Annotated in this window: 22 protein-coding genes; 18 read left to right on the plus strand and 4 right to left on the minus strand. The window is 39.5% G+C overall.

Going from position 1 to position 21714, the window contains the following annotated elements:
- Positions 1-14 precede the first annotated feature (14 nt).
- From IX83_RS01915 to zapE, 4 genes are all read left to right on the plus strand, one after another.
- Complete coding sequence (locus tag IX83_RS01915; protein ID WP_051919065.1) at positions 15-1016, plus strand: Imm49 family immunity protein; 1002 nt, start codon at positions 15-17, stop codon at positions 1014-1016.
- A gap of 49 nt (positions 1017-1065) precedes the next feature.
- On the plus strand, positions 1066-1914 hold the full coding sequence (locus tag IX83_RS01920) for a hypothetical protein (protein ID WP_201770247.1): 849 nt from the start codon (positions 1066-1068) through the stop codon (positions 1912-1914).
- 101 nt (positions 1915-2015) lie between these two features.
- A complete protein-coding gene (locus tag IX83_RS01925; protein ID WP_201770248.1) occupies positions 2016-2870 on the plus strand; it encodes a hypothetical protein in 855 nt (284 codons plus the stop codon).
- A gap of 151 nt (positions 2871-3021) precedes the next feature.
- Positions 3022-4122: a cell division protein ZapE gene (zapE, locus tag IX83_RS01930; protein ID WP_038498576.1), complete on the plus strand. Its 1101-nt coding sequence runs from the start codon at positions 3022-3024 to the stop codon at positions 4120-4122.
- Positions 4123-4180: 58 nt separating this feature from the next.
- On the opposite strand, the gene tgt is transcribed toward zapE, so the two are convergent.
- The gene (gene tgt, locus IX83_RS01935; RefSeq protein WP_038498579.1) at positions 4181-5323 is read right to left on the minus strand and encodes a tRNA guanosine(34) transglycosylase Tgt; all 1143 of its coding nucleotides are present in this window, start codon (positions 5321-5323) and stop codon (positions 4181-4183) included.
- 5 nt (positions 5324-5328) lie between these two features.
- A complete protein-coding gene (gene queA / locus IX83_RS01940; RefSeq protein WP_162273000.1) occupies positions 5329-6378 on the minus strand; it encodes a tRNA preQ1(34) S-adenosylmethionine ribosyltransferase-isomerase QueA in 1050 nt (349 codons plus the stop codon).
- 90 nt (positions 6379-6468) lie between these two features.
- Between queA and upp the strand changes: the two genes are divergently transcribed.
- The 9 genes from upp to IX83_RS01985 all read left to right on the plus strand — a co-directional run bounded on the left by upp (position 6469) and on the right by IX83_RS01985 (position 15452).
- The gene (upp, locus tag IX83_RS01945; RefSeq protein ID WP_038498585.1) at positions 6469-7107 is read left to right on the plus strand and encodes a uracil phosphoribosyltransferase; all 639 of its coding nucleotides are present in this window, start codon (positions 6469-6471) and stop codon (positions 7105-7107) included.
- Positions 7108-7392: 285 nt separating this feature from the next.
- Positions 7393-8457 (plus strand): class II fructose-bisphosphate aldolase, encoded by a 1065-nt coding sequence (gene fba, locus IX83_RS01950; RefSeq protein WP_038498588.1) that lies wholly within the window; start codon positions 7393-7395, stop codon positions 8455-8457.
- Position 8458: 1 nt separating this feature from the next.
- The gene (locus IX83_RS01955) at positions 8459-9337 is read left to right on the plus strand and encodes a phosphoribosylaminoimidazolesuccinocarboxamide synthase (protein ID WP_038498591.1); all 879 of its coding nucleotides are present in this window, start codon (positions 8459-8461) and stop codon (positions 9335-9337) included.
- Between the two features lie 2 nt (positions 9338-9339).
- Positions 9340-9825, plus strand: coding sequence for a 5-(carboxyamino)imidazole ribonucleotide mutase (gene purE, locus IX83_RS01960; protein ID WP_038498594.1), 486 nt, complete (start codon positions 9340-9342; stop codon positions 9823-9825).
- Between the two features lie 3 nt (positions 9826-9828).
- A complete protein-coding gene (locus tag IX83_RS01965; RefSeq protein ID WP_038498597.1) occupies positions 9829-11001 on the plus strand; it encodes a 5-(carboxyamino)imidazole ribonucleotide synthase in 1173 nt (390 codons plus the stop codon).
- Positions 11002-11011: 10 nt separating this feature from the next.
- Positions 11012-11962, plus strand: a complete 951-nt coding sequence (locus IX83_RS01970) for an L-threonylcarbamoyladenylate synthase (RefSeq protein ID WP_038498601.1) — start codon at positions 11012-11014, stop codon at positions 11960-11962.
- A gap of 19 nt (positions 11963-11981) precedes the next feature.
- Positions 11982-13505 (plus strand): MFS transporter, encoded by a 1524-nt coding sequence (locus tag IX83_RS01975; RefSeq protein ID WP_077315816.1) that lies wholly within the window; start codon positions 11982-11984, stop codon positions 13503-13505.
- Positions 13506-13594: 89 nt separating this feature from the next.
- Positions 13595-14038: a hypothetical protein gene (locus IX83_RS01980; protein WP_038498604.1), complete on the plus strand. Its 444-nt coding sequence runs from the start codon at positions 13595-13597 to the stop codon at positions 14036-14038.
- A gap of 361 nt (positions 14039-14399) precedes the next feature.
- Positions 14400-15452, plus strand: coding sequence for a glycerol-3-phosphate dehydrogenase/oxidase (locus IX83_RS01985; protein ID WP_038498607.1), 1053 nt, complete (start codon positions 14400-14402; stop codon positions 15450-15452).
- 198 nt (positions 15453-15650) lie between these two features.
- Here IX83_RS01985 and IX83_RS01990 read toward each other — a convergent pair whose 3' ends face one another.
- Positions 15651-16613 (minus strand): Nudix family hydrolase, encoded by a 963-nt coding sequence (locus tag IX83_RS01990; protein WP_038498611.1) that lies wholly within the window; start codon positions 16611-16613, stop codon positions 15651-15653.
- A gap of 12 nt (positions 16614-16625) precedes the next feature.
- Positions 16626-17495 carry an ATP-binding protein gene (locus IX83_RS01995; protein WP_038498614.1) on the minus strand — a complete coding sequence of 290 codons (870 nt, stop codon included), beginning with the start codon at positions 17493-17495 and terminating at the stop codon, positions 16626-16628.
- A gap of 80 nt (positions 17496-17575) precedes the next feature.
- Here IX83_RS01995 and ispB point away from each other — a divergent pair, with 80 nt between their 5' ends.
- From ispB to glnQ, 5 genes are all read left to right on the plus strand, one after another.
- Positions 17576-18541, plus strand: a complete 966-nt coding sequence (gene ispB / locus IX83_RS02000; RefSeq protein WP_038498617.1) for an octaprenyl diphosphate synthase — start codon at positions 17576-17578, stop codon at positions 18539-18541.
- A 163-nt stretch (positions 18542-18704) separates the two neighbouring features.
- Positions 18705-19448, plus strand: a complete 744-nt coding sequence (locus tag IX83_RS02005; RefSeq protein ID WP_051919069.1) for a transporter substrate-binding domain-containing protein — start codon at positions 18705-18707, stop codon at positions 19446-19448.
- Between the two features lie 25 nt (positions 19449-19473).
- Complete coding sequence (gene glnH / locus IX83_RS02010; protein WP_038498620.1) at positions 19474-20232, plus strand: glutamine ABC transporter substrate-binding protein GlnH; 759 nt, start codon at positions 19474-19476, stop codon at positions 20230-20232.
- A 12-nt stretch (positions 20233-20244) separates the two neighbouring features.
- The gene (locus IX83_RS02015; protein ID WP_038498623.1) at positions 20245-20961 is read left to right on the plus strand and encodes an ABC transporter permease subunit; all 717 of its coding nucleotides are present in this window, start codon (positions 20245-20247) and stop codon (positions 20959-20961) included.
- 29 nt (positions 20962-20990) lie between these two features.
- Positions 20991-21713, plus strand: coding sequence for a glutamine ABC transporter ATP-binding protein GlnQ (glnQ, locus tag IX83_RS02020; protein ID WP_038501406.1), 723 nt, complete (start codon positions 20991-20993; stop codon positions 21711-21713).
- Position 21714 lies beyond the last annotated feature (1 nt).

Here is a 21714-nt window from a genome sequence, read left to right on the forward strand (position 1 = left end):
ACAGGCGATGATATATGTCAACAAAACAAAGAACTCAGTATGAAAAATATAAAGTATTTTTGGGCAGTGATGCAGGAAGAAATTATGAGGAAAGTGTAAGGCATTGTCTTGGTCGTTCAAATATGTTGAATATAGATAGTCCTTATCACGAAGAAGTGATATATATGCTGAACATTATTAAAACAGGAGTAAAAAATCCTTTTTTTTACATGGAACAGTTGGGAATTTTATATGAAGCCAGATCATCAATTGATTTGCTATTACATCATGATATTCAATCTTTTAAACAAGATATTTATGTAGGAGGAAAATTAAAAATATTAGGACGCGAAGTTCCATATTGGGGGAATGTTGGGTATAGTACGATGTATGCCCCGATGTTATTATCTGATAACCCAGAATTAAAAAATTTTCTCATTAAGCAAAGAGTAGAGATAACAGGAGATTTTGATTTAGCGGATTATCGTGAATGTGATCCGTATATATATGCCAATCATTTAACGTTATTAGCTTTGTCGGGTGAATGGGAAAAGTTAGAAAAAAGAAGTTTACAATTTTTAGAAGATGACACACGTTCACAAAAAACAAAAAAAATAGAACCGGATTATCGTTTTTTTCTTGCATTGGCACGTCAAGACGTTCAAGGGATGAAGGAAATATTAATGTTAATGATTACAAATAGTTTAAAGCGTGGAAAATGGAGAAATGGGACTAATTTATGGTTTGATTTTTACTTAGCATTTCCTGCATTAACCTACGCAAAAATAGCCATGATCCATGGATATGATTTAGGCATTGATAGTCTGGTGGCACCAAGAGAATTAATAGAGATTAAACCATTAGATCATTATGAAGATCCTTATGATTTTATGAAAGAGTTTGATTATGAACAACCTCAAGAGGTGTGGATAGAAAAGTGGATGGCGAAAAAGGCAGAGGCTTTAGCGAGAAAAGAGGAAGAAGAAAATAGGAAGTTTAAGAATCGTGTAAAACGATTTTTTAAGAATCTACTGTAATTCAGTTAACACGCTATCTGGATTAATGAGTTAAGTAGGGTAATCAATCATGTTTTATACAGAAAAAGACTTATATCAAGAATTTGATCAGGTTTATACAGATTTAAATGACGTGCCATTTGATGCCTTGGCTATCAGCGAAGAAATGAGAGAATTTAATCCTTATTGGTTTTTAAGAGATAGTCAAGGAGATCTATTTGGATACTTAATCGAGCCTTTTAAAGAATGGCAACCCAGAACATATGAGTATTTAAGTCAAGGGAAGTTCTTTTACGCGATGAGTAAAAGCGACTATCCAGGAACAGCGGATGATAGTACTAAATTTGGCATTATCGTTAATGATATAGTTTGTTATATTGGATATACAAAATACCCATATGAAAAATATCAAAAAGACTACTCTACTATTCCTTTATCTATTTTGAATTCTTGGTTATATCGTTCAGATGGGTGGCATGTGGCAGAGATGGGGGCATACGATATTTTTAGAAGTGTCTTGCCATCTATTGCAAGTTATCAGATGTCGCCGATATCTTCTGTCATTAAAAAAATAGTTAAAAAGCGTCGTGTATTACCTGAGTACACGGAGTTTTTAGAAGCGAAATTTAATCATCCGTTTAGACAGAGTTATCATTTAGAAGAGTTTCGAGGTGGCAAGTACTTTGAACTGAGAAGTTTGTTGGATACGCGTTCAACAGATGATGGTGGTCAGACAGGGTTTCAGTTATTCGTTTCATCGCATAATCAAGAAAGGAATGTATATGTTGTTCCACGACTAGATATCATGCAGATGAAGAAATTATCTGATCCTGCCGAAGCAATCGATCGTTACGCAGCTCATCTGTTTTCTAAAGCAGAGAGTGAATTTAATTTCTTAGATTATGCAGAAGATTTTTAATTTACTATCGCCTCAGGTTTTTAGAGGCGATAATCGTATAGATGATTAACTTCGATATAGACGTTACAGCTTTGATGAAATTAAAAAATGATAGGTAAATAATGTTTTACACAGAAAAAGACTTATATCAAGAATTTGATCAGGTTTATACGGATTTAAATGACGTGCCGTTTGATGCTTTGATAATAAAGGGAGAATCAAAAAATTCAGATCCTTATTGGTTTTTGAGAGATAGTCAAGGAGACCTATTTGGATACTTAATCGAGCCTTTTAAAGAATGGCAACCCAAAACATATGAGTATTTAAGTCAAGGGAAGTTTTTTTATGCAGTGAGTAAAACACCATATCCAGCAATAATGGATGATATTACTGAGTTTGGTGTGATAGTAAATGATAGGGTTTGTTACATAGACTACACAAAATATCTGTATGAAAAACATAAAGAGAACTATCGCGTCATCCCTCCATCTATTTTAAACTCTTGGTTATTTCGAGCCAAAGGATGGTACCTAGCGGAACGGGAAACCTTTAGTATTTTTAGAAGTGTCTTGCCATCTGGGGTAAGCTATGATGTGTCACCGATATGTTCCGTGATTAAAAAAATAGTAGATAGAAAAGATCGTGTATTACCTGAGTACACGGAGTTTTTAGAAGCGAAATTTAATCATCCATTTAAACAGAGTTATGAATTAGAAGAGTTTCAGGATGATGATAAATATTTTGAACTGAGAAGTTTGTTGGATACGCGTTCAATAGATGATGATAGCCAGACAGGGTTTCAGTTATTCGTTTCATCGCATAATCAAGAAAGGAATGTATATGTTGTTCCACGATTAGATATCATGCAGATGAAGAAATTATCTGATCCTGCCGAAGCAATCGATCGTTACGCAGCTCATCTGTTTTCTAAAGCAGAGGGTGAATTTAATTTCTTAGATTATGCAGAAGACTTTTAATTTTTTATCGCCTCAGGTTTTTAGAGGCGATAATCGTATAGACGATTAACTTCGATATAAACACATTACAGCTTAGTGAGAGTTTTATTTGAACAAAGAAAAGTCAGAGAATATGCTAAGATAAAAACTTAATAATAAGATGAGGACGCTAATGAACGTTGTTCAGTATTATCAAAAGGCATTAGAGGAAAAGGGGTATATTGCCGATCAAGCACAGGCAGCGGCGATTCAAGAGTTGCAGAGATTTTACGATGAATTATTAATGAGTAAAAAAGCATCATCAGGTGGTTTATTTGGTTTATTTAAATCAAAAGCACCTGATTATGCACCTAAGGGTGTTTATCTTTGGGGTGGGGTAGGTCGCGGTAAAAGTTTTTTGATGGACGCGTTCTATCATACGATTCCATTTGATGCAAAGGTACGGTTGCATTTTCATGAGTTTATGCGAAGTGTCCATGAGCAAATGAAAGCTGCAAAAAATGAGAAAGATCCTTTGATATATGTCGCCAAACAAGTGGCTAAGAAATATCGTTTGATTTGCTTTGATGAGTTTCATGTTTCGGATATTGCCGATGCGATGATTCTTTACCGCCTATTGACGTATTTATATGAAAACGGTGTAGGCTTTGTGATGACCTCTAACTATAAGCCAGATGACTTATATCCAAATGGTCTTCAAAGAGATCGATTTTTAGCGGCGATTGATCTGATTAATGCACGCATGAATGTGTTAAACGTTGATGTGGGTACAGATTACCGTATGGTGACACAAGATCAAGTTAAGCGTTATTTGACACCATTAGGACCTGAAACTGATCGTGAGCTGGAACATATTTTTAAATTACTTTCTCAAGGTAAACATGAAGATCCTCATTTGTTAATTGAAAATCGTGAGTTACCTGCTAAAGCAGTAGGCGGTGGCGTGGCATGGTTTAGTTTTGATGTACTTTGTCAAACAGCCCGTTCACAGAATGATTATTTAAGTTTATCTCAACGCTTTGATACGATTATTTTGTCGAATGTACCGCAATTACATGACGTAGATTTTTCGGCAGCACGTCGGTTTACCTGGTTATTAGACGTGATGTATGATCATTGCATGCAACTGATTATTTCAGCTGCTGTGCCTGCGGAAGAACTTTATACAAGCGGTGCGATGGCAGGGGAATTTGTAAGAACGGTATCCCGTTTAACAGAAATGCAGTCCGTGGAATATACACAACGCACTAAAAGAAATATCGTATCTTTATAAAAAAATCATGCCTTGCTGTTTTATCATCAAGGCATGATATGAACGATAAAATAGCTTCTTATGCTACGCCCGTGGCACGATCTTTTCTGAATTGTGCTTTCCATTCTTCAAAACGATCGTTTTCTAAGGCTTCACGCATTTCTTTCATGATTTGTAAATAAAAAGCCAGATTATGTAAGGTGTTTAAACGAGCACCAGTGATTTCATTCGCTTTTTGTAGATGATGTAAATAAGCACGCGAAAAGTGCTGGCAAGTATGACAATGACAAGTTGGATCAAGCGGTCGAGTGTCATCTTTGTAGCGAGCATTGCGAAGCTTGACATCACCAAAACGTGTAAACAATGTTCCATTTCTAGCATTACGTGAAGGCATCACACAGTCGAACATATCAATCCCTCTGGATACACCATCGACCAAATCTTCAGGTGTACCTACGCCCATTAAGTAACGGGGGGCATTTTCAGGTAGTCGATACGCGATCTGATCAAGAATTCGAATCATGTCTTCTTTGGGTTCGCCTACTGATAATCCACCAATAGCATAGCCATCAAAGCCGATGTTCTTTAATCCTTCAAGAGACTCCATACGTAAGTCTTCATACATACCGCCTTGAACAATACCAAATAGAGCATTGGGATTGTCTAGTGCATCAAACGTATCACGAGAACGCTTTGCCCAACGTAAAGACATTCTCATGGATTGAGCTGCTTGTTCATGGGTAGCTGGCTGTCCATTGATTTCATAAGGTGTACATTCGTCAAACACCATGACGATGTCTGAATTTAGATCCGTTTGAATCCGCATGGATTCTTCGGGTGTTAAAAATAATTTTGCACCATCAATCGGAGAGCTGAACCTCACGCCTTCTTCTTTGATTTTTGAACGAATGGCACTGAGACTAAAAACCTGAAAACCGCCTGAATCCGTTAATATAGGACCATCGTACTGCATAAATCCATGCAATCCACCATGTTTTTTAATCACTTCTGTACCCGGTCTTAACCAAAGATGAAAGGTGTTACCTAAGATAACTTGTGAGCCAATTTCTTTAAGCTCGTGTGGTAGCATCGCTTTTACACTACCATAAGTTCCTACTGGCATAAACATGGGAGTTTGAACGGTGCCATGATTGAGTGTGAGTGAGGCACGTCTAGCTTTTCCCGATGTTTTTAATACCTCAAATTTAAATTTTTTATCCATATCATTCACTTGGGTTCTATAAACATGGCATCGCCATAACTAAAAAAACGATATTGTTTTTCGATCGCATGGGCATAAGCTTGCTTCATGGTATCGATACCCATCAATGCTGAAACGAGCATCAGTAGGGTAGATTGGGGAAGATGGAAATTCGTAATTAAACCATCTATTACTTTAAATTCATATCCAGGTGTAATAAATAAACGAGTGTCATCGCAATGAGCGATAGGACAACGTTTTCCCTCTATCACACCACCTTGTGTGGCAGCACTTTCTAAAGCTCGCACGCTCGTTGTGCCGACTGCAATCACACGCCCACCATTTTGACGGCAGGTCAAAACAGCGTCTTGAGCTTCTTTGCTGACTTCATACCATTCTGAGTGCATAACATGGTCTTTGATGTCATTTACTCTAACAGGTTGGAATGTGCCTGCACCAACATGCAGTGTCACGAAAGTATGTTGAATACCACGCGATGATAAGGCTTGGATCATTTCTGTATCGAAATGCAATCCAGCAGTAGGTGCTGCCACTGCTCCTAGTTTTTGGGCATAGACAGTTTGATAGCGTTGATCATCATGAGCATCAGCTTGATGGGTGATATAAGGAGGTAAAGGCAGATGTCCATATCGATCCAATAGTCCTAAAACTTGGTCGGGAAATTGCAATTCAAATAAACTATCTTGACGACCTAGTACTAAGGCTTTAATTTCTGATTCAAAAATAAGTTGCGTGCCTGTTTTAGGAGCTTTGCTTGCTTTTAAATGGGCTAATACTCTATTTTCTGTAAGAATTCGTTCGACCAAACACTCTACTTTGCCCCCACTTTCTTTTTGACCAAAAAGACGTGCTTTGATGACTTTTGTATTGTTAAATACCAAAAGATCGTGTGGTTTCAACAGTTTTAATAAATCAGAAAACTGCTGATCATGACATTCACGCTTTGAGTCAATCCACAATAGCCGACTGCCTTTACGCTCGCTAGCGGGGTGCTGGGCGATAAGTGCTTCGGGTAGCGGATAGTCAAAGTCACTGAGTTTTAGTTGAGGATTAATTGACATAAATAAAAGTTAAGTATTTGTGTATATAGAATTGTATAATAAATAAGTTTTATAAATGGTCTAAATACAGCAAAGGAGCAAGTTATGGCTGTTTTTGAAATTCGTCATCCCCTTGTACGTCATAAATTAGGTCTGATGCGTAATGTCGCCTTATCTACTAAAGATTTTAGAGAATTAGCACAAGAAGTCGCAACCTTGTTGACTTATGAAGCGACAAAAGATTTACCTTTGGAAACGACCACGATTACAGGCTGGTGTGGTGAAGTAGAAGTAGAAAAAATTGCTGGTAAGAAATTTACAGTTGTCCCTATTTTGCGTGCGGGAATAGGTATGTTAGATGGTGTACTAACTTTAGTACCAGGTGCGAAAGTCTCTGCAGTAGGCATCGCTCGTAATGAAGAGACGCATGAAGCAGATCCTTATTTGAACAAATTGGTAGGAAATCTAGATCAACGTGTTGCGTTGGTCATTGACCCCATGCTAGCAACAGGCGGTAGTATGGTAGCGACTATTGATATGTTGAAAAAAGCAGGTTGTAAAGAGATTAAAGCATTAGTATTGGTCGCAGCTCCAGAGGGGATTAAACGAGTGACTGAGGCTCATCCAGATGTGGCGATTTATACTGCGTCAATTGACCGAGGATTAAATGAAAATGCTTATATCATGCCAGGTCTGGGTGATGCAGGCGATCGAATTTTTGGTACACGTCAAAAAGATGATTAATATTAGATTTTCTTGAGAAAAGATGATGTCCTCGTTTATGCGGGGACATTTTTTTGTTTCAAAAAGACAAGTTTGAAATTTTTAATAGTATGACGGTATATGAGGATTGAGATAGGGTTGAGCGGTCTTACATCAGAATGGTTGAACGTTAATCGTATGATGGGTATATAGGGATTTAGATAAAGATACAGCAAAGAGATAGGCTGTGCTTTTATTCCCAAAGAAAGGGCTTAAATCAAGTATAATATTAGGGTTTTTAATTTTGATATTTTCAGGAGACCTTAGATGGCACTCGTTTCAATGCGTCAGCTACTTGATCATGCAGCTGAATTCGGATATGGTATTCCAGCATTTAATGTTAATAACCTTGAACAAGTTCAAGCAATCATGGAAGCGGCTAAAGAGACAAATAGTCCTGTGATTATGCAGGCTTCTGCGGGTGCAAGAAAGTATGCGGGTGAAACATTTCTTAAATATCTGATTCAAGCAGCTGTTGAAACTTATCCAGAGATTCCGGTTGTGATGCACCAAGACCACGGTCAATCACCTGCAGTTTGCCAAGGTGCAATTAATCTAGGTTTCTCTAGTGTGATGATGGATGGCTCTTTGATGGCAGACGGTAAAACGATTGCTAGTTTTGACTATAATGTCCAAGTCACTAAAGAAGTCGTTGAAATGGCTCACAAACTAGGAATTACGGTTGAGGGCGAACTTGGCTGTTTAGGTTCTTTAGAAACCATGCAAGGTGATAAAGAAGACGGTCATGGTGCTGAGGGTAAATTATCGATTGAACAGCTATTAACCGACCCTGAACAGGCGGCACAGTTTGTTCGTGAAACACAGCTAGATGCGTTGGCGATTGCGGTAGGAACAAGTCACGGTGCTTATAAATTTACTCGTAAACCGACAGGCGATATTTTATCGATTCAACGTGTTAAAGAGATCCATGCCCGTTTGCCTAATACGCATTTAGTGATGCATGGTAGCTCAAGTGTGCCACAAGAATTATTGGCAGAGATTCGCGAGTTTGGTGGTGATATGAAAGAAACTTATGGCGTGCCTGTTGAAGAGCTTCAGGAAGCGATTAAGCATGGTGTGCGTAAGATTAATATTGATACCGATATTCGCTTAGCCATGACAGGTGCCGTACGTCGTTTCTTAGCAGAAAATCCATCAAAGTTTGACCCACGTGAGTTTAATAAACCAGCACGAGAAGCAGCGAAAAAACTATGTATTGCACGTTATGAACAGTTCGGTGCAGCAGGTAATGCTTCTAAGATTAAACCGATAGCTTTACCTGAAATGGCACGTTTATATGCTGAAGGTAAATTAGCACAACAGGTGAAATAATATGGCACTGTTAAAAACATCGATTACTTCTTTACCTTTAGTGGCACGTGGCAAAGTGCGTGATATGTATGCAGTTGGTGATGATAAGTTACTGATTGTTGCTACGGATCGTATTTCAGCGTTTGATGTTATTTTGGACGATCCTATCCCTGGTAAGGGTCAAGTGCTGACTGAATTGACAGAGTTTTGGCTAAAAAAACTTGCTCATATTATTCCGAATCACAGCACGGGCATTAAGCCTGAAGACGTGGTCGCACCTGACGAAGTAGAACAAGTTAAAGGTCGTGCCATGGTGGTTAAACGTCTTAAACCCGTTTTGGTTGAAGCGGTTGCACGAGGTTATATCATCGGTTCAGGTTGGAAAGATTATCAATCAACAGGTCAGGTATGCGGTATTGATTTACCTGCTGGTTTGAAACAAGCTAGTCGTTTGCCTTCGCCTATTTTTACGCCTGCTGCCAAAGCAGAAGTCGGTATGCACGATGAGAATGTTAGCTTTGATCATGTGATTAAAGAAGTCGGCTTAGAGATGGCAAACCGTATTCGAGAAACGACATTAAGACTGTATCAAGAAGCAGCTGATTATGCGGCTTCTAAGGGCATTATTATTGCAGATACGAAGTTTGAATTTGGTTTATGTGAAGAAGGACATCTTCATTTGATGGACGAGGTGTTGACACCCGATTCATCGCGTTTTTGGCCTGCTTCAGATTATCGTGAAGGCATCAGTCCTCCGTCTTTTGATAAACAGTTTGTGAGAGATTGGTTGGAGACTCAGGTTTGGGACAAAACACCACCAGCCCCTCATTTGCCAGCTGATGTGATCGAAAAAACAGCCGCTAAATACCGTGAAGCAGCGGATAAGTTGATAAAGGGTTAAGTATGTCAAAACCAGTTATTGGTGTGATCATGGGATCTTCCAGCGATTGGGAAGTGATGAAAAATGCCACAGCGATTCTTGATGAATTTGGTGTGGCTTATGAAAAACAGGTAATTTCAGCACATCGTATGCCTCATGATATGGCTGAATACGGTAGAACAGCTTATGCACGTGGCATTCGTGCCATTATTGCTGGTGCAGGGGGTGCGGCACATTTACCGGGTATGATGGCTGCTTTGACAGAAGTTCCTGTATTTGGTGTACCAGTACCTTCTCGTTATTTGCGTGGTGAAGATTCATTATTATCGATCGTACAGATGCCTAAAGGCGTTCCTGTCGCGACGTTTGCAATTGGTGAGGCAGGAGCGGCGAATGCTGCTTTACACGCCATCGCTAACTTAGCCACGACGGACACGGTATTACACGAAAAGCTGTTGCAATTCAGAGCAACTCAGACTGAAAAAGCACGTCAAATGACTTTGGATTAAGACATGTCAAAAACGATTTATGAAACCATATTCCCTGGTGAAACGCTTGCGGTTCTGGGAGGCGGTCAGTTAGGGCGTATGTTTACTCAAAGTGCACAAGCGATGGGTTATCGCGTGTTGGTGCTAGATCCTGAAAAAAACTGTCCAACTGCACAGATTACGCCTTTGGTAACCACTGCAGATTATGATGATCCGCTAGCACTTGCTACGATTGGATCTAAGGCAAAAGCGGTAACCACAGAGTTTGAAAATGTGCCTGCCACTAGTTTACAGATATTAAGTAAAACCTGTCAGGTCAGTCCGATGGCAAGTGCTGTTGCTGTTTCTCAAGATCGTATTGCAGAGAAAGCTTTTATTGAAGCGATGGGGGTGCCTGTTGCTCCTTATGCAGCGATTCATGATGAGGGCGAGTTAAAAGAAGCGATTAAAACGAATCCGCAGCTATTACCAGGTATTTTGAAATTGGCTCGAAATGGTTATGATGGCAAAGGTCAAGCTCGTGTTAAAACACTAGAAGAAGCGTTAGAAGCCTTTAAAAACTTCGATTTAGAACCCTGTGTGTTAGAGGCTATGTTGCCACTGGCAAAAGAAATTTCGATGTTGGTGGTACGCGGTTTTGATGGTCAAACGGTCACTTATCCTATTGCAGAAAATGTACATGTTAATGGTATTTTAGCCACCACCTATGTGAATCCCCAAGACAATCAAGAACTATTGGAACCTGCACAAAAAGCCGTTCTTAGTATTGCAGAAGGCTTGAATTATGTCGGTGTATTGTGTGTGGAATTTTTTGTATTAGAAGATGGTCGCCTGATTGCCAATGAAATGGCCCCCAGACCTCACAATAGTGGTCATTATACGCAAAATGCTTGTGTGACTAGTCAATTTGAACAACAGGTTCGTGCGATGACATATATGCCTTTGGGATCGGCAGAATTATTAGCTCCTGCTGTGATGTTGAATATTTTAGGTGATACTTGGTTAGCTTCTGATCATCACCCTAAATGGCAGGAAATTCTAGCGTTACCAGGTGTTAGCCTACATCTTTATGGCAAAGAAGAAGCACGAAAAGGTCGTAAGATGGGACATGTAAATATTGTTGGACAGGATTTTTCACAGGTCAGATTAATTGCCCAGAAAGTGGCTAAAATACTTCATTTGAGTCATATACCTTGATGGAATCACTATGATTATTCACGATATTGATACCGCTGCACAGTTATTAAATCAGGGTCAATTACTGGCATTCCCGACCGAGACGGTATATGGGCTAGGGGCCGATGCTGAAAATGTTGAAGCGGTATCCCAGATATATCGTGCAAAAAATCGTCCAGTGAATCATCCTTTGATTGTACATTTGGCATCAGATACCGATGTGGCTTATTGGGCGGCTACCATACCCTATGAAGCAAGGTGTTTAATCGATGCTTTTTGGCCAGGTCCTTTAACCTTGATTTTGCCTCGTGCTGCTCACATTCCCTCGGCTGTTGCGGGTGGTCAAGATTCAATAGGGTTGCGTTGCCCATCGCACCCCACTGCTCAAAAATTACTAAAAGCTTTTTCTGATTTGCGAATGAATGCAGGTGTGGCCGCTCCTTCTGCTAATAAATTTGGTAAGCTTTCTCCGACAGCTGCTCGTCATGTTATTGAAGAATTTACAGATGATCCTTCTGTCAATATTTTAGTCGGTGAAGAAAGTGAGATTGGTATTGAATCTACGATTCTTGATGTATCTCGTATTACACAAGGTATTGGTGCAACGTTATTACGCCCAGGTCATATTAGTCGTGAGGATATTGCTCAAGTATTAGGTTATTTACCTTTGAGTCCCGATCAGCAAGCACCTCGAGCATCAGGCACCTTAAAAGCACATTATGCACCACGTACACCATTACGTTTATATCAAGCGGGTAAAAGCGATTTAACACAAGCGATTGTTTTAACCCATGTACCACTTGATGGTGTCAATTGTAGTTTGATGCCTAATAATGCGAAAGATTATGCCCATGAGCTGTACGCTCGTTTACACCAGTTAGATAAAGAAGGTTACCATTGTATTTATGTGAATCCTTTGCCACAAGATATGGCATGGGAAGGTGTCAGAGATCGCGTCAATCGTGCATTGGCAGCATTTTAATATCATTTAAAAGAGAGTTATGAGACGTCCTGATTCATCATTGAATTTCTTATCACTATTTGTGAGTACTTTTTTTCTATTTGCTGGCTATGGTTTGTTCCTGAACTCAGCTGGTATTCATTTAAGTGAAATAGGAGCCAGTAGTGTTGTTATTGGTGCTTTAAACGCAAGTTTCTTTGTGGGAGCAACTTTAAGCTCCATTGCGGCTCATCGCATTATCTCCCGTGTTGGACATATTCGCAGCTTCACTGTTTTTGGTGCGGTTTTTGCGGTGGCTGCCTTGGGCCATACCATGGATGACAACTTATGGGTATGGTTTGTATTACGTATTATTTTAGGCTTTTGTTACTTTAGCTTGTTAATGGTGGTGGAAAGCTGGTTTACCGAACGTAGCAGTGCTAAGAAACGTGCCAAAGTATTAGGTATTTATAACTTTGTTTACTATATGTCGGTGACGTTTGGGGTCTTGTTGTTAAGTTTGAATATGTCGAGTGATAATGTCTTGAGTTTATCATCGATATTAGTCATTATGGCCATGGTACCCGTTGCTTTGACACGTACGCCTAGTCCTGAAATTCCCGCTCCTCAAAGAATTAGCATTCCGAAAGTATTTGCGATTACCCCTTTGGCAATATTAGGAAGTTTTATTGCAGGATTCCTTGTCAATGGCTTTTTTACGATGGCTTCTGTTTTCTATCTTATCCAAAAGATGGATATTGCTCAGGTATCAATGGGGCTTAGTTTGGCGATGATTGGCGGATCTTTGGCTCAAGCTCCTGTGGCTTATTACTCAAATGTAGTGGGTCGGCGATATGCTATTTTGACCTGTTCGGCGGTTGCCTTTGTAGTGATTTTGGTGGCTTTATTGTGGATGTTGTCTGGGCATGCGGCGGTTTGGTTGCATTATATTGTTGCCTTTGTGATTGGATTTTCTTTGTTTACGTTGTATGCCTTGTCGCTGGCTAGGGCGAATGACGTTTTGCCGAATAATATGAGTACGGTAGAAGTCAGTCGCAGTATTTTATTTGCCTATGGTATCGGTTCATTAGTGGCACCTTTGGTGATGGGTGCATTGATAGATACCTTACCGACGTATGGTTTTTACATTACTTATGTCGTGTTGACGGCGATATTGGCTAGTGTGGCAGTTGTCCAACGTCACGTTCCTCAAGAATTACGCAGCGTTTATGTGAATGTTGTTGGTAATACCAGTCCTGTGATGGCGGATTTGGATCCACGAAATGAAGATGAAGAAAACATTGTGCCTTTTAATGATCAAGTGGCCCAAGAATATGTTCAAATTTTAGATAAAGATCCTCAAAAAATCGTGGATACCACACAAGAACAAGTGGTCGTTGAAATTATGGATGCACAATCATCTGATGCAGTGGATGCAAGAAAAGAAGCGACTCCTGAACAGACACCATCAGAAAATGGAACAAATGAACAGGGTGAGGTAAACGTGTCTGATGTACCGAAAAAGGCGAATGAACCACAAAAAATGGCTCAAGAAGCGGTAACTGAAACATTATCGAAAAAATAAGTTTTACGTCATCACGCACGATGCTCGCTTAGTGCAGGGGATCCAAAAAAGCAACGGGAATAAAAAGGTTGTTGACCTTGAATAGATAAATGAATATTTTTTCTTATCGTGATTTTGAAATGGTTCTGTCTTGGCTACCATACCTGATGGGGTGGTATGCCGTGACGATCGTGTGTTTTTTGATAGTATTTTTTTGCATAAAAGAAAGGAATCAAGCCTATTACCGCTGGCATCAAACCTTTTTATTTTTGAGCATTTTATTTTTAGGTATTGCCGTTTGCTTGTTTTTAAACGCTTCACAATGGTTTACTGAACCTCAATATGCCTTGGGGGCCAAAACAGAAGAATTTATTTATATACAAAATGGCTTGTTGAAAATCTATGCTGTGTTTGGATTATCGGTTTGGGGAGCGATTTACTTGCCTGTTGGTATATTGGGAGGCCTATTAAAACGGTACAAAATGGCTTTTTTCTGGCAAATCCTTTTTACCCTGTCTTACGTTCTAGTGGCGACGTTGATGCTGTCAATATAAGGATTGTGTAAATATCAAAAAATCATACGCAGGAAATCTAAAAAACTGTCGTGCCAAAACACTCAACATAAATGGTTGTTCTGATTTTTTCTTATCCGCATGATATTAAGTAACGGATCAAAAAGAGTGGATATATCATTCGTTTAAGCTAGCTAAAAAGTATAAAAAAACAGATGATGAGGATGATGAAAGATTGAAAATAAACAACGCTTATCTTTGTAGAATTTTTAAAAACAACAAGAATGATGGATGAGGGGATAAGAGTTATATAAAAGCTGAGCTGAGGCAAACTATAAATCAAAATATGGCTTAAAATATGCCTTAATTTTTTTAAGTAAGCGATAAGGCAAGGAGTCCTTTTATGAAAATTGCGGTTGTTGGTGGTGGTGTTATTGGTGCCTGCACAGCTTGGGCACTTCAAAAAAGAGGTCATGAAGTGACGCTATTTGAAAAAGACGAACCTATCAGCCATACGAGTCGTTCTTCTTCTAAGTTATTGCATGGTGGTTTGCGATATTTAGAAACAGGACAATTTTCATTGGTGAAAAAGGCCTTGCAAGCTCGTCGTTATTGGATTGAAAAGGCTCCTGAAATTTGTCATCCTTTGAAACTTTGGTTCCCTATTTATAAAGGTCAAGGTCGCCCAAAATGGCAAGTTGGCTTGGGATTGAGAATTTATGACTTTTTGGCAAGAGGGTCAGGATTCCCTAAAGCTCAATGGGTTTCAGTCGATGAGATGAAAAAGATTTATCCAAGTTTGAGTACTCAAGGTTTACAAGGTGCTTATGCTTTTTATGATGCTCAAATGGATGATGCTCAGTTAGGTAAGTGGGTGATTGAACAGACTCAATCATTGGGGACGATTATCAAATCTCATCATGAAGTAAAAACGTTGGAAGAATTAAAAGAATTTGATGGTATCGTCAATGCGGCAGGTCCTTGGGTGATGACTTTGCGTTCACAACAACCTGGGGCAGCAGGCCATCAGATTGATTGGGTGCGTGGTAGTCATTTATTAATTAACCAAACATGTCCTCAATCGCTAATGCTTCAAGTACCCAATGAAAAGCGGATTTTCTTTGTTTTGCCTTATCATGATCAAACATTGATCGGTACCACTGAAGTACGTCAAGATCACCCAGAATCCGATCCTCCCTCTGATCAAGAGATCGATTATTTATTGAAAGCCTATAATGCTTATCACAGTAAACCGTTAACGCGTCAGGATATTGCATCGACTTTTTCTGGCGTGCGTCCTTTGTTAAAGACCGCCGATAACCCTAGTAATGCAAAACGTGAATGGGCTTTTGAATCCATTGGTAATGTATTGCATGTTTATGGTGGAAAGTGGACAACGGCCCAAATTCAAGGTGAGATCGCGGCTGATAAAATATTGGCTCAGCTTACTAAATAGCCGTCTTTCAACGATGATGTTTTCAAGGTGAGATCGCGGCTGATAAAATATTGGCCCAGCTTACTAAATAACAGTCTTTCAACGATGATGTTTTCAAGGTACAAAAGAAAATGCATCATCGTTGAAGTAATTATGCCCAGTCCCTTTATTACAAGCTGAAAGCCTGATTATAAATGTGTGACGCTAAGAAGCGATGGTCTAGCAAACAAAGTCATTAAATCGAATGCCTGCTATACCATATGCACCGTGCGATAAGGCTGTTTCAAGTAATTTAAACGACATTCCCCCAATCGCGTAAATAGGCAGGCTGACTTCTTGGCTGAATGTATGTAAAGCTTCCCAACCTAAGGCGGGTTCATGAGCATGACTGGGCGTATCGAGTATATGCCCTAAAACAGCAAAATCAGCTTCTATTTTTTGTGCATAAAGTAAGTCTGCTAAATGATGAGCCGATACACCTACCCAGTAATCCTTATTCAAAGGTCGTTCTTCTAGAAAAATCGCATCACAAGCACGAAGTTGCACACCATCTGCCTGTTGCCACCATGATTTGGGATGACAGCTATTAACCAATAATAATTTTTGGTGTTGATGACAAAACGCTTGAACCTTTGAAAACGCTTGTTCTAACTGTTGTTTGCTATCTTTCCATTTCGGTTCTCTAAACTGGACCATTCCGATTCCTTGTTGGAATAGGCTCTCTAGTTTTTTGAGTTGATTATCTAATTGATCAAAAGATTGGATATCTGTAATCGCGTATTGTCTGGGAAGTTGTAAACATCTTAATATAGGCTCAGAAGCAGGTAATATCTGAGTGAGATTATGTTGATGAGGATCTATCCATTGGAATAACTGGTTTTCTAGACCTTTGATTTCGCCTTGCCATGCCAATACTTGTTCAAAATGTAGTTCAACGGTGTGGGTAGGATATTCAAAGTTCATCACTAACCAAGGATAGGATTGGGTTACATCGATATTAAGTTCTTCCTTTAACTCCCTTGCCAGTGCTTTTGAAACCGTTTCTCCAGCTTCAATTTTGCCCCCTGGGAATTCCCACCAGTCTTCCCAAGATTTTCCTTTGGGACGTTGAGCCATTAAGACCTTAGATTGATCTTTTGAATAAATAATTCCTACTGCTACGTTAAGATGAGGTTTTTGCATAAAAAAACTTCCTTATTTTTGTAGATATTTTGCTGTCCAGTATTTGGCAAAATGACGGGCGATTCGACCTGAACGCGATCCTCTTTGGGTGGCCCATTGTAAGGCTTCTGTATGAGAGGCTGAGATGTGCTGTTCTGGACAGTTGAGCTGACGCAACCAATAATCGACAATATTTAAATATTCATCTTGGGTGAAACTATAAAAAGTCAACCATAAACCAAAGCGTTCAGATAAAGAGACTTTTTCTTCGATCGATTCGCTAGGATGTAAATCGCCATTCACGTAGTGTGAATCCAAGTTATCTTGCATTTTTTCGGGCATGAGATGGCGACGATTGGAGGTGGCGTAAATCAAAATATTTTCTGTGCTGGCCGATACAGAACCGTCCAAAATAGACTTTAATTCTTTGTATCCAGCCTCGCCTTCTTCAAAAGATAAATCATCACAGAAGATAATAAATTTTTCAGGGCGACCAGAGACGAGGGTGATAATTTGATTTAAATCTTTGAGATCGGATTTATCGATTTCAATGAGTCTGAGACCTTTATTGGCATATTTATCCAACATAGCTTTAACCAAAGAACTCTTTCCTGTTCCTCGAGAACCTGTCATTAACACATTATTAGCAGGCAGACCTTGAAGAAATTGATAGGTGTTTTGATCGATAGCTTCTTTTTGTTTGTCAACAAAATGTAAGTCTTCTGGATGAATTAAAGCAAGATGATGGATAGGGGCTAGGTAAGCGGTGTGTCCTTTCTTTTCCCATCGAAATGCTTTGGCATTCCAATCCGTTGGGGTGGGCAAAGGAGGAAGAAAGTGTTCAAGCTGAGAAAGGACGGTAAGTGCTTTATTAATCAATAATTCGATGTTGGATTTTTGCATTTTTTTGCCTTATTGGTTAGCCAAAATAAAATATTTAAGCTATTATAAGCGTTTCCAATACTTAAAATTTGACTTTTTTTATGAGTATTACAACGATTGTTGCACCGATTGAAAATGACATGAAAGCTGTGGATGCAGTGATTCGTGAACGTTTAAATTCTGATGTGGTGATGATTCGCACGATTGGCGAGTACATCATTAGTGCAGGAGGCAAGCGTATGCGACCTGCTCTGGTTTTGATGGTAGCTAATGCTTTGGGATATAGTGGACATTTGCATCATTTGCTGGCGGCGACAGTAGAGTTTATTCATACTTCTACGTTGCTACATGATGATGTGGTGGATGAGTCAGAATTAAGACGAGGCAGAAGTACCGCTAATTCAGTGTTTGGTAATGCGGCCAGTGTATTGGTGGGTGATTATTTATATTCACGATCTTTTGAAATGATGGTGGATGTAAATGAGATGAAAATCATGCAGATCATGTCAAACGCAACGACAGTCATTGCTGAGGGTGAAGTGCTACAGTTGTTGAATGTGCATGATCCCGATATTACCGTAGAACGCTATATGCAGGTAATTCATTATAAAACAGCAAAATTATTTGAAGCATCAGCCCAAGTCGCTGCGGTGATAAGCGGGGCCAATCACGAGGTTGAGCAAGCAGCCGCTGCTTATGGAAGACATATTGGTGCTGCATTCCAATTGATCGATGATGTGTTGGATTATGCAGGAGATGTGGCTGCATTAGGAAAGAATGTCGGTGACGATTTGAGAGAGGGTAAACCTACATTGCCTTTGATTCGGGCGATGCAGGTGGGTTCACCTGAACAAGCAGCGTTGATTCGTTCGGCGATTGAAACAGGTGAGGGTGATTTTGAGGCAGTGGCGAATATCATTCATGATACAGATGCCTTGTCCTATACCCGTGAAATGGCTGTAAAAGAAGCGATGTTAGCCAAAGAAGCTTTGTCGGTGTTCCCCGCATCGAAGTTTAAAGAGAGTATGTTAGCGTTGGCTGACTTTAGTGTGTCTAGAGATCGCTAATATTGTTGATTTTTTTTAATTCTCTGTTTTAATTAACAAATATCCGCCGTGAATGAAGATTCATGGCGGTTTTTTTATACAACTTGGTATTTACCCCAATAGCATGACTGCACAAAATTCACTAAATTTAGAATTGTTTCTTTAATGAAGAGGGTAAAGAAAAATGCGTATTTTAAAAAAATGTTTGGCAAGTTTTCTGTTGTTATGGGCATGTGTGTTGCCATCTCAAGCGAAAACATTACAAATTGGCTTAGATGTTAGTTGTGTACCTTTTATGATCCAAAAAGGCAATACCTTAACGGGTTTTGATGTCGAGATTTGGCGAGCGATTGCTAAAAAATTAGACTTGGAATATAACTTTCAGCCGATGGAATTTAGTGGCGTGATACCAGGATTACAAACACGTAACCTAGATGTGGCCGTGGCATCACTTACCATTAATGAAAAACGCAAAAAAATTGTTGAGTTTTCAGATCCTTATTACGATGCGGGCTTATCAGCTTTAACGAGAATTGAAGATAAGGATAAATATAATTCCCTAGAGGCTCTAAAAGGGGCTAAAATAGCGGTTAAAATTGGTACGTCAGCTGTTGACTTTCTGAAAAAGAATGGGATTACAGAGAATATAACGTACTACCCAAATGATGACAATATGTATTTAGCTTTGAAAACACACAGAGTAAATGCAGTAGTTTATGATACGCCTAATTTGCGTTATTTTGCAAAAGTAGGTGGTGAGGGTAAGGTTGCCGTGGCGACAGATTTAGTTAGCGATGAACAGTATGGCATTGCTTTTCCAAAAGGATCTAAATTAGTCCATGATGTCAATCGTGCCTTAAAAGAAATTCGTGAAGATGGCACTTATGATGCGATTTACGAAGAATGGTTTGGAAGTCCTTCCAAATAGTTGTCAATAATTTTTGGAGAATGAGATGTTGAAAAACAAGATAAAGAAACTTTGCTTGATTGGCGGACTAATGATGTCTTTATTGCCTTTCACACATACTGCTCAAGCAGCTGATAAAGAGTTAATTGTCGCGACTAACTTGGGTTTTGTTCCTTTTGAATTCACGGAAAAAGGCAAATACGTTGGTTTTGACGTGGATTTGATTGATGCGATTGCTCAGAAATTAGGGTTAAAGTACAAATGGCGTACCATGGAGTTTGGTGGTCTAGTATCCGCTTTACAAACAAATAACGTGGATATGGTGATTGCGGGTATGACGATTACGCCAGAACGCCAAGCGGTGGTCGATTTCTCTGATCCATACTATCAAGCAGGTTTGGCGGTGTTGACACGTTTGAAAGATGAACACATTAAAACGACGGCAGATTTGGCTGGCAAACCCGTAGCTGTCCAAACGGGTACAGTTGCCGTGGAATATATGAAAAAAGAAGTGCCAACCGCAAAATTAAACTATTTCCCAGAAGTCAATAATCTTTATTTAGACCTATTGACTGGTCGTTCTGATGCGGTCGTTCATGACAGTCCAAATGTCCAATATTACGCGGCTACCGCAGGTAAAGGAAAAACGCGTGTCACTGGTTTTATTGATACGAATGAATCTTATGGCATCGCTTTTCCAAAAGGGTCTCCTTTAGTGGCTGAAGTAAATAAGGCATTGAAAGAACTAAAAGAAGACGGTACCTACGATAAAATCTACTCAAAATGGTTCGGTAAGATTGAATAATAAGAGGACTTGATGGAATTTGATTTTTTGGCATTAAATGATTATTACCCCTCTTTTTGGGAGGGGGCAAAAGTCACGATACTGATTACAGTATTAGGTCTTGCAGGTGGAATGCTAATTGGTTTTCTATTTGGGACTATTCGAGCAGCGGTTCCTGTTACTTTTTTTCGTATACCTCTTGCAAAAGAGAAAGATGTTCTGACAGGTGCTGTAATGCCAATAATCAGTTGGCTCATCGGAGTATATCTTTGGATTATTCGTGGCACCCCAATCCTTGTGCAGGTATTGTATATTTATTTTGCCGTGCCTATGCTGACGGGTTGGAGTGTCGATCCTTTTACAGCAAGTACCTTAGCATTGATTATCAATGCAAGTTGCTACATTACAGAAACTGTGCGTGGCGGTATTTTATCGGTTTCTCGTGGGCTTTACGAGGCTGGTATGGCCATGGGTTTACCTACTTGGAAAATCTATTGGAAAATCGTCATGCCAGTGGCTTTTCGTCGCATGATACCTTCTTTAGGCAATCAGATTATTATTAGTTTAAAAGATACATCAGTATTCGTGGTAATCGGTTGTGCAGAGTTGGTTCGTCAGGCACAGCTTGCTATGGCTGAAACGTTTAAAGCCGTTGAAATCTGGACAGCCGTTGCACTGATTTATTTAGTCATGGTCACAATTATTGATTTTGGTTTAAAAATTCTAGAAAAAAGGATGCGAATACTATGAACGTGACAAAAATTCTTGATGGTCAGGTCATGGTGCGTTTTGATAATGTTACCAAACAATTTGGTGATCACATCATTTTAGATAAAGTAAGTCTTGATATTAAAAAAGGCGAAGTAGTGGTTATCGTTGGACCGTCAGGTTGTGGTAAATCCACTTTTTTAAGATGTATTAATGCCCTAGAAACGATTCAAGATGGTGATATTAAAGTTGGTGAATTATCAGTAAGAGGACGAGCATCAGAAGTGCGAGAACTGCGTCGTGAAGCAGGTATGGTGTTTCAACAATTTAATTTATTCCCTCAACTGACCGCTTTGGAAAACGTGATGTTTGGTCCGATACAAACACGTGGTAAATCACGAAGTGAAGCTCGTGAAATCGCAGAAGTATTATTAAAGAAAGTGGGCTTGGGTGAAAGAATGAATTATTACCCTAACGAGCTTTCAGGTGGACAGCAACAACGCGTAGCGATTGCACGTTCATTGGCGATTCAGCCTTTACTGATGTTATTTGATGAACCGACTTCTGCTTTAGATCCTGAACTTCGTCATGAAGTATTGGGGGTGATGCAAAATCTCGCACGTGAGGGAATGACCATGGTCGTGGTGACTCACGAGATGGATTTTGCTAAGAAAGTAGGCAGTCGATTATTATTTATTGATAAGGGTAAAATCGTTCATGATGGCCCTCCTCAAGAGTTGTTAAACAATCCCCCAAGTCAGCGTTTACGCGACTTTTTACAACATGTAGGATAAA

The organism is Basilea psittacipulmonis DSM 24701 (assembly GCF_000743945.1).
In the GTDB taxonomy this organism is placed as follows: Bacteria; Pseudomonadota; Gammaproteobacteria; order Burkholderiales; family Burkholderiaceae_B; genus Basilea; species Basilea psittacipulmonis.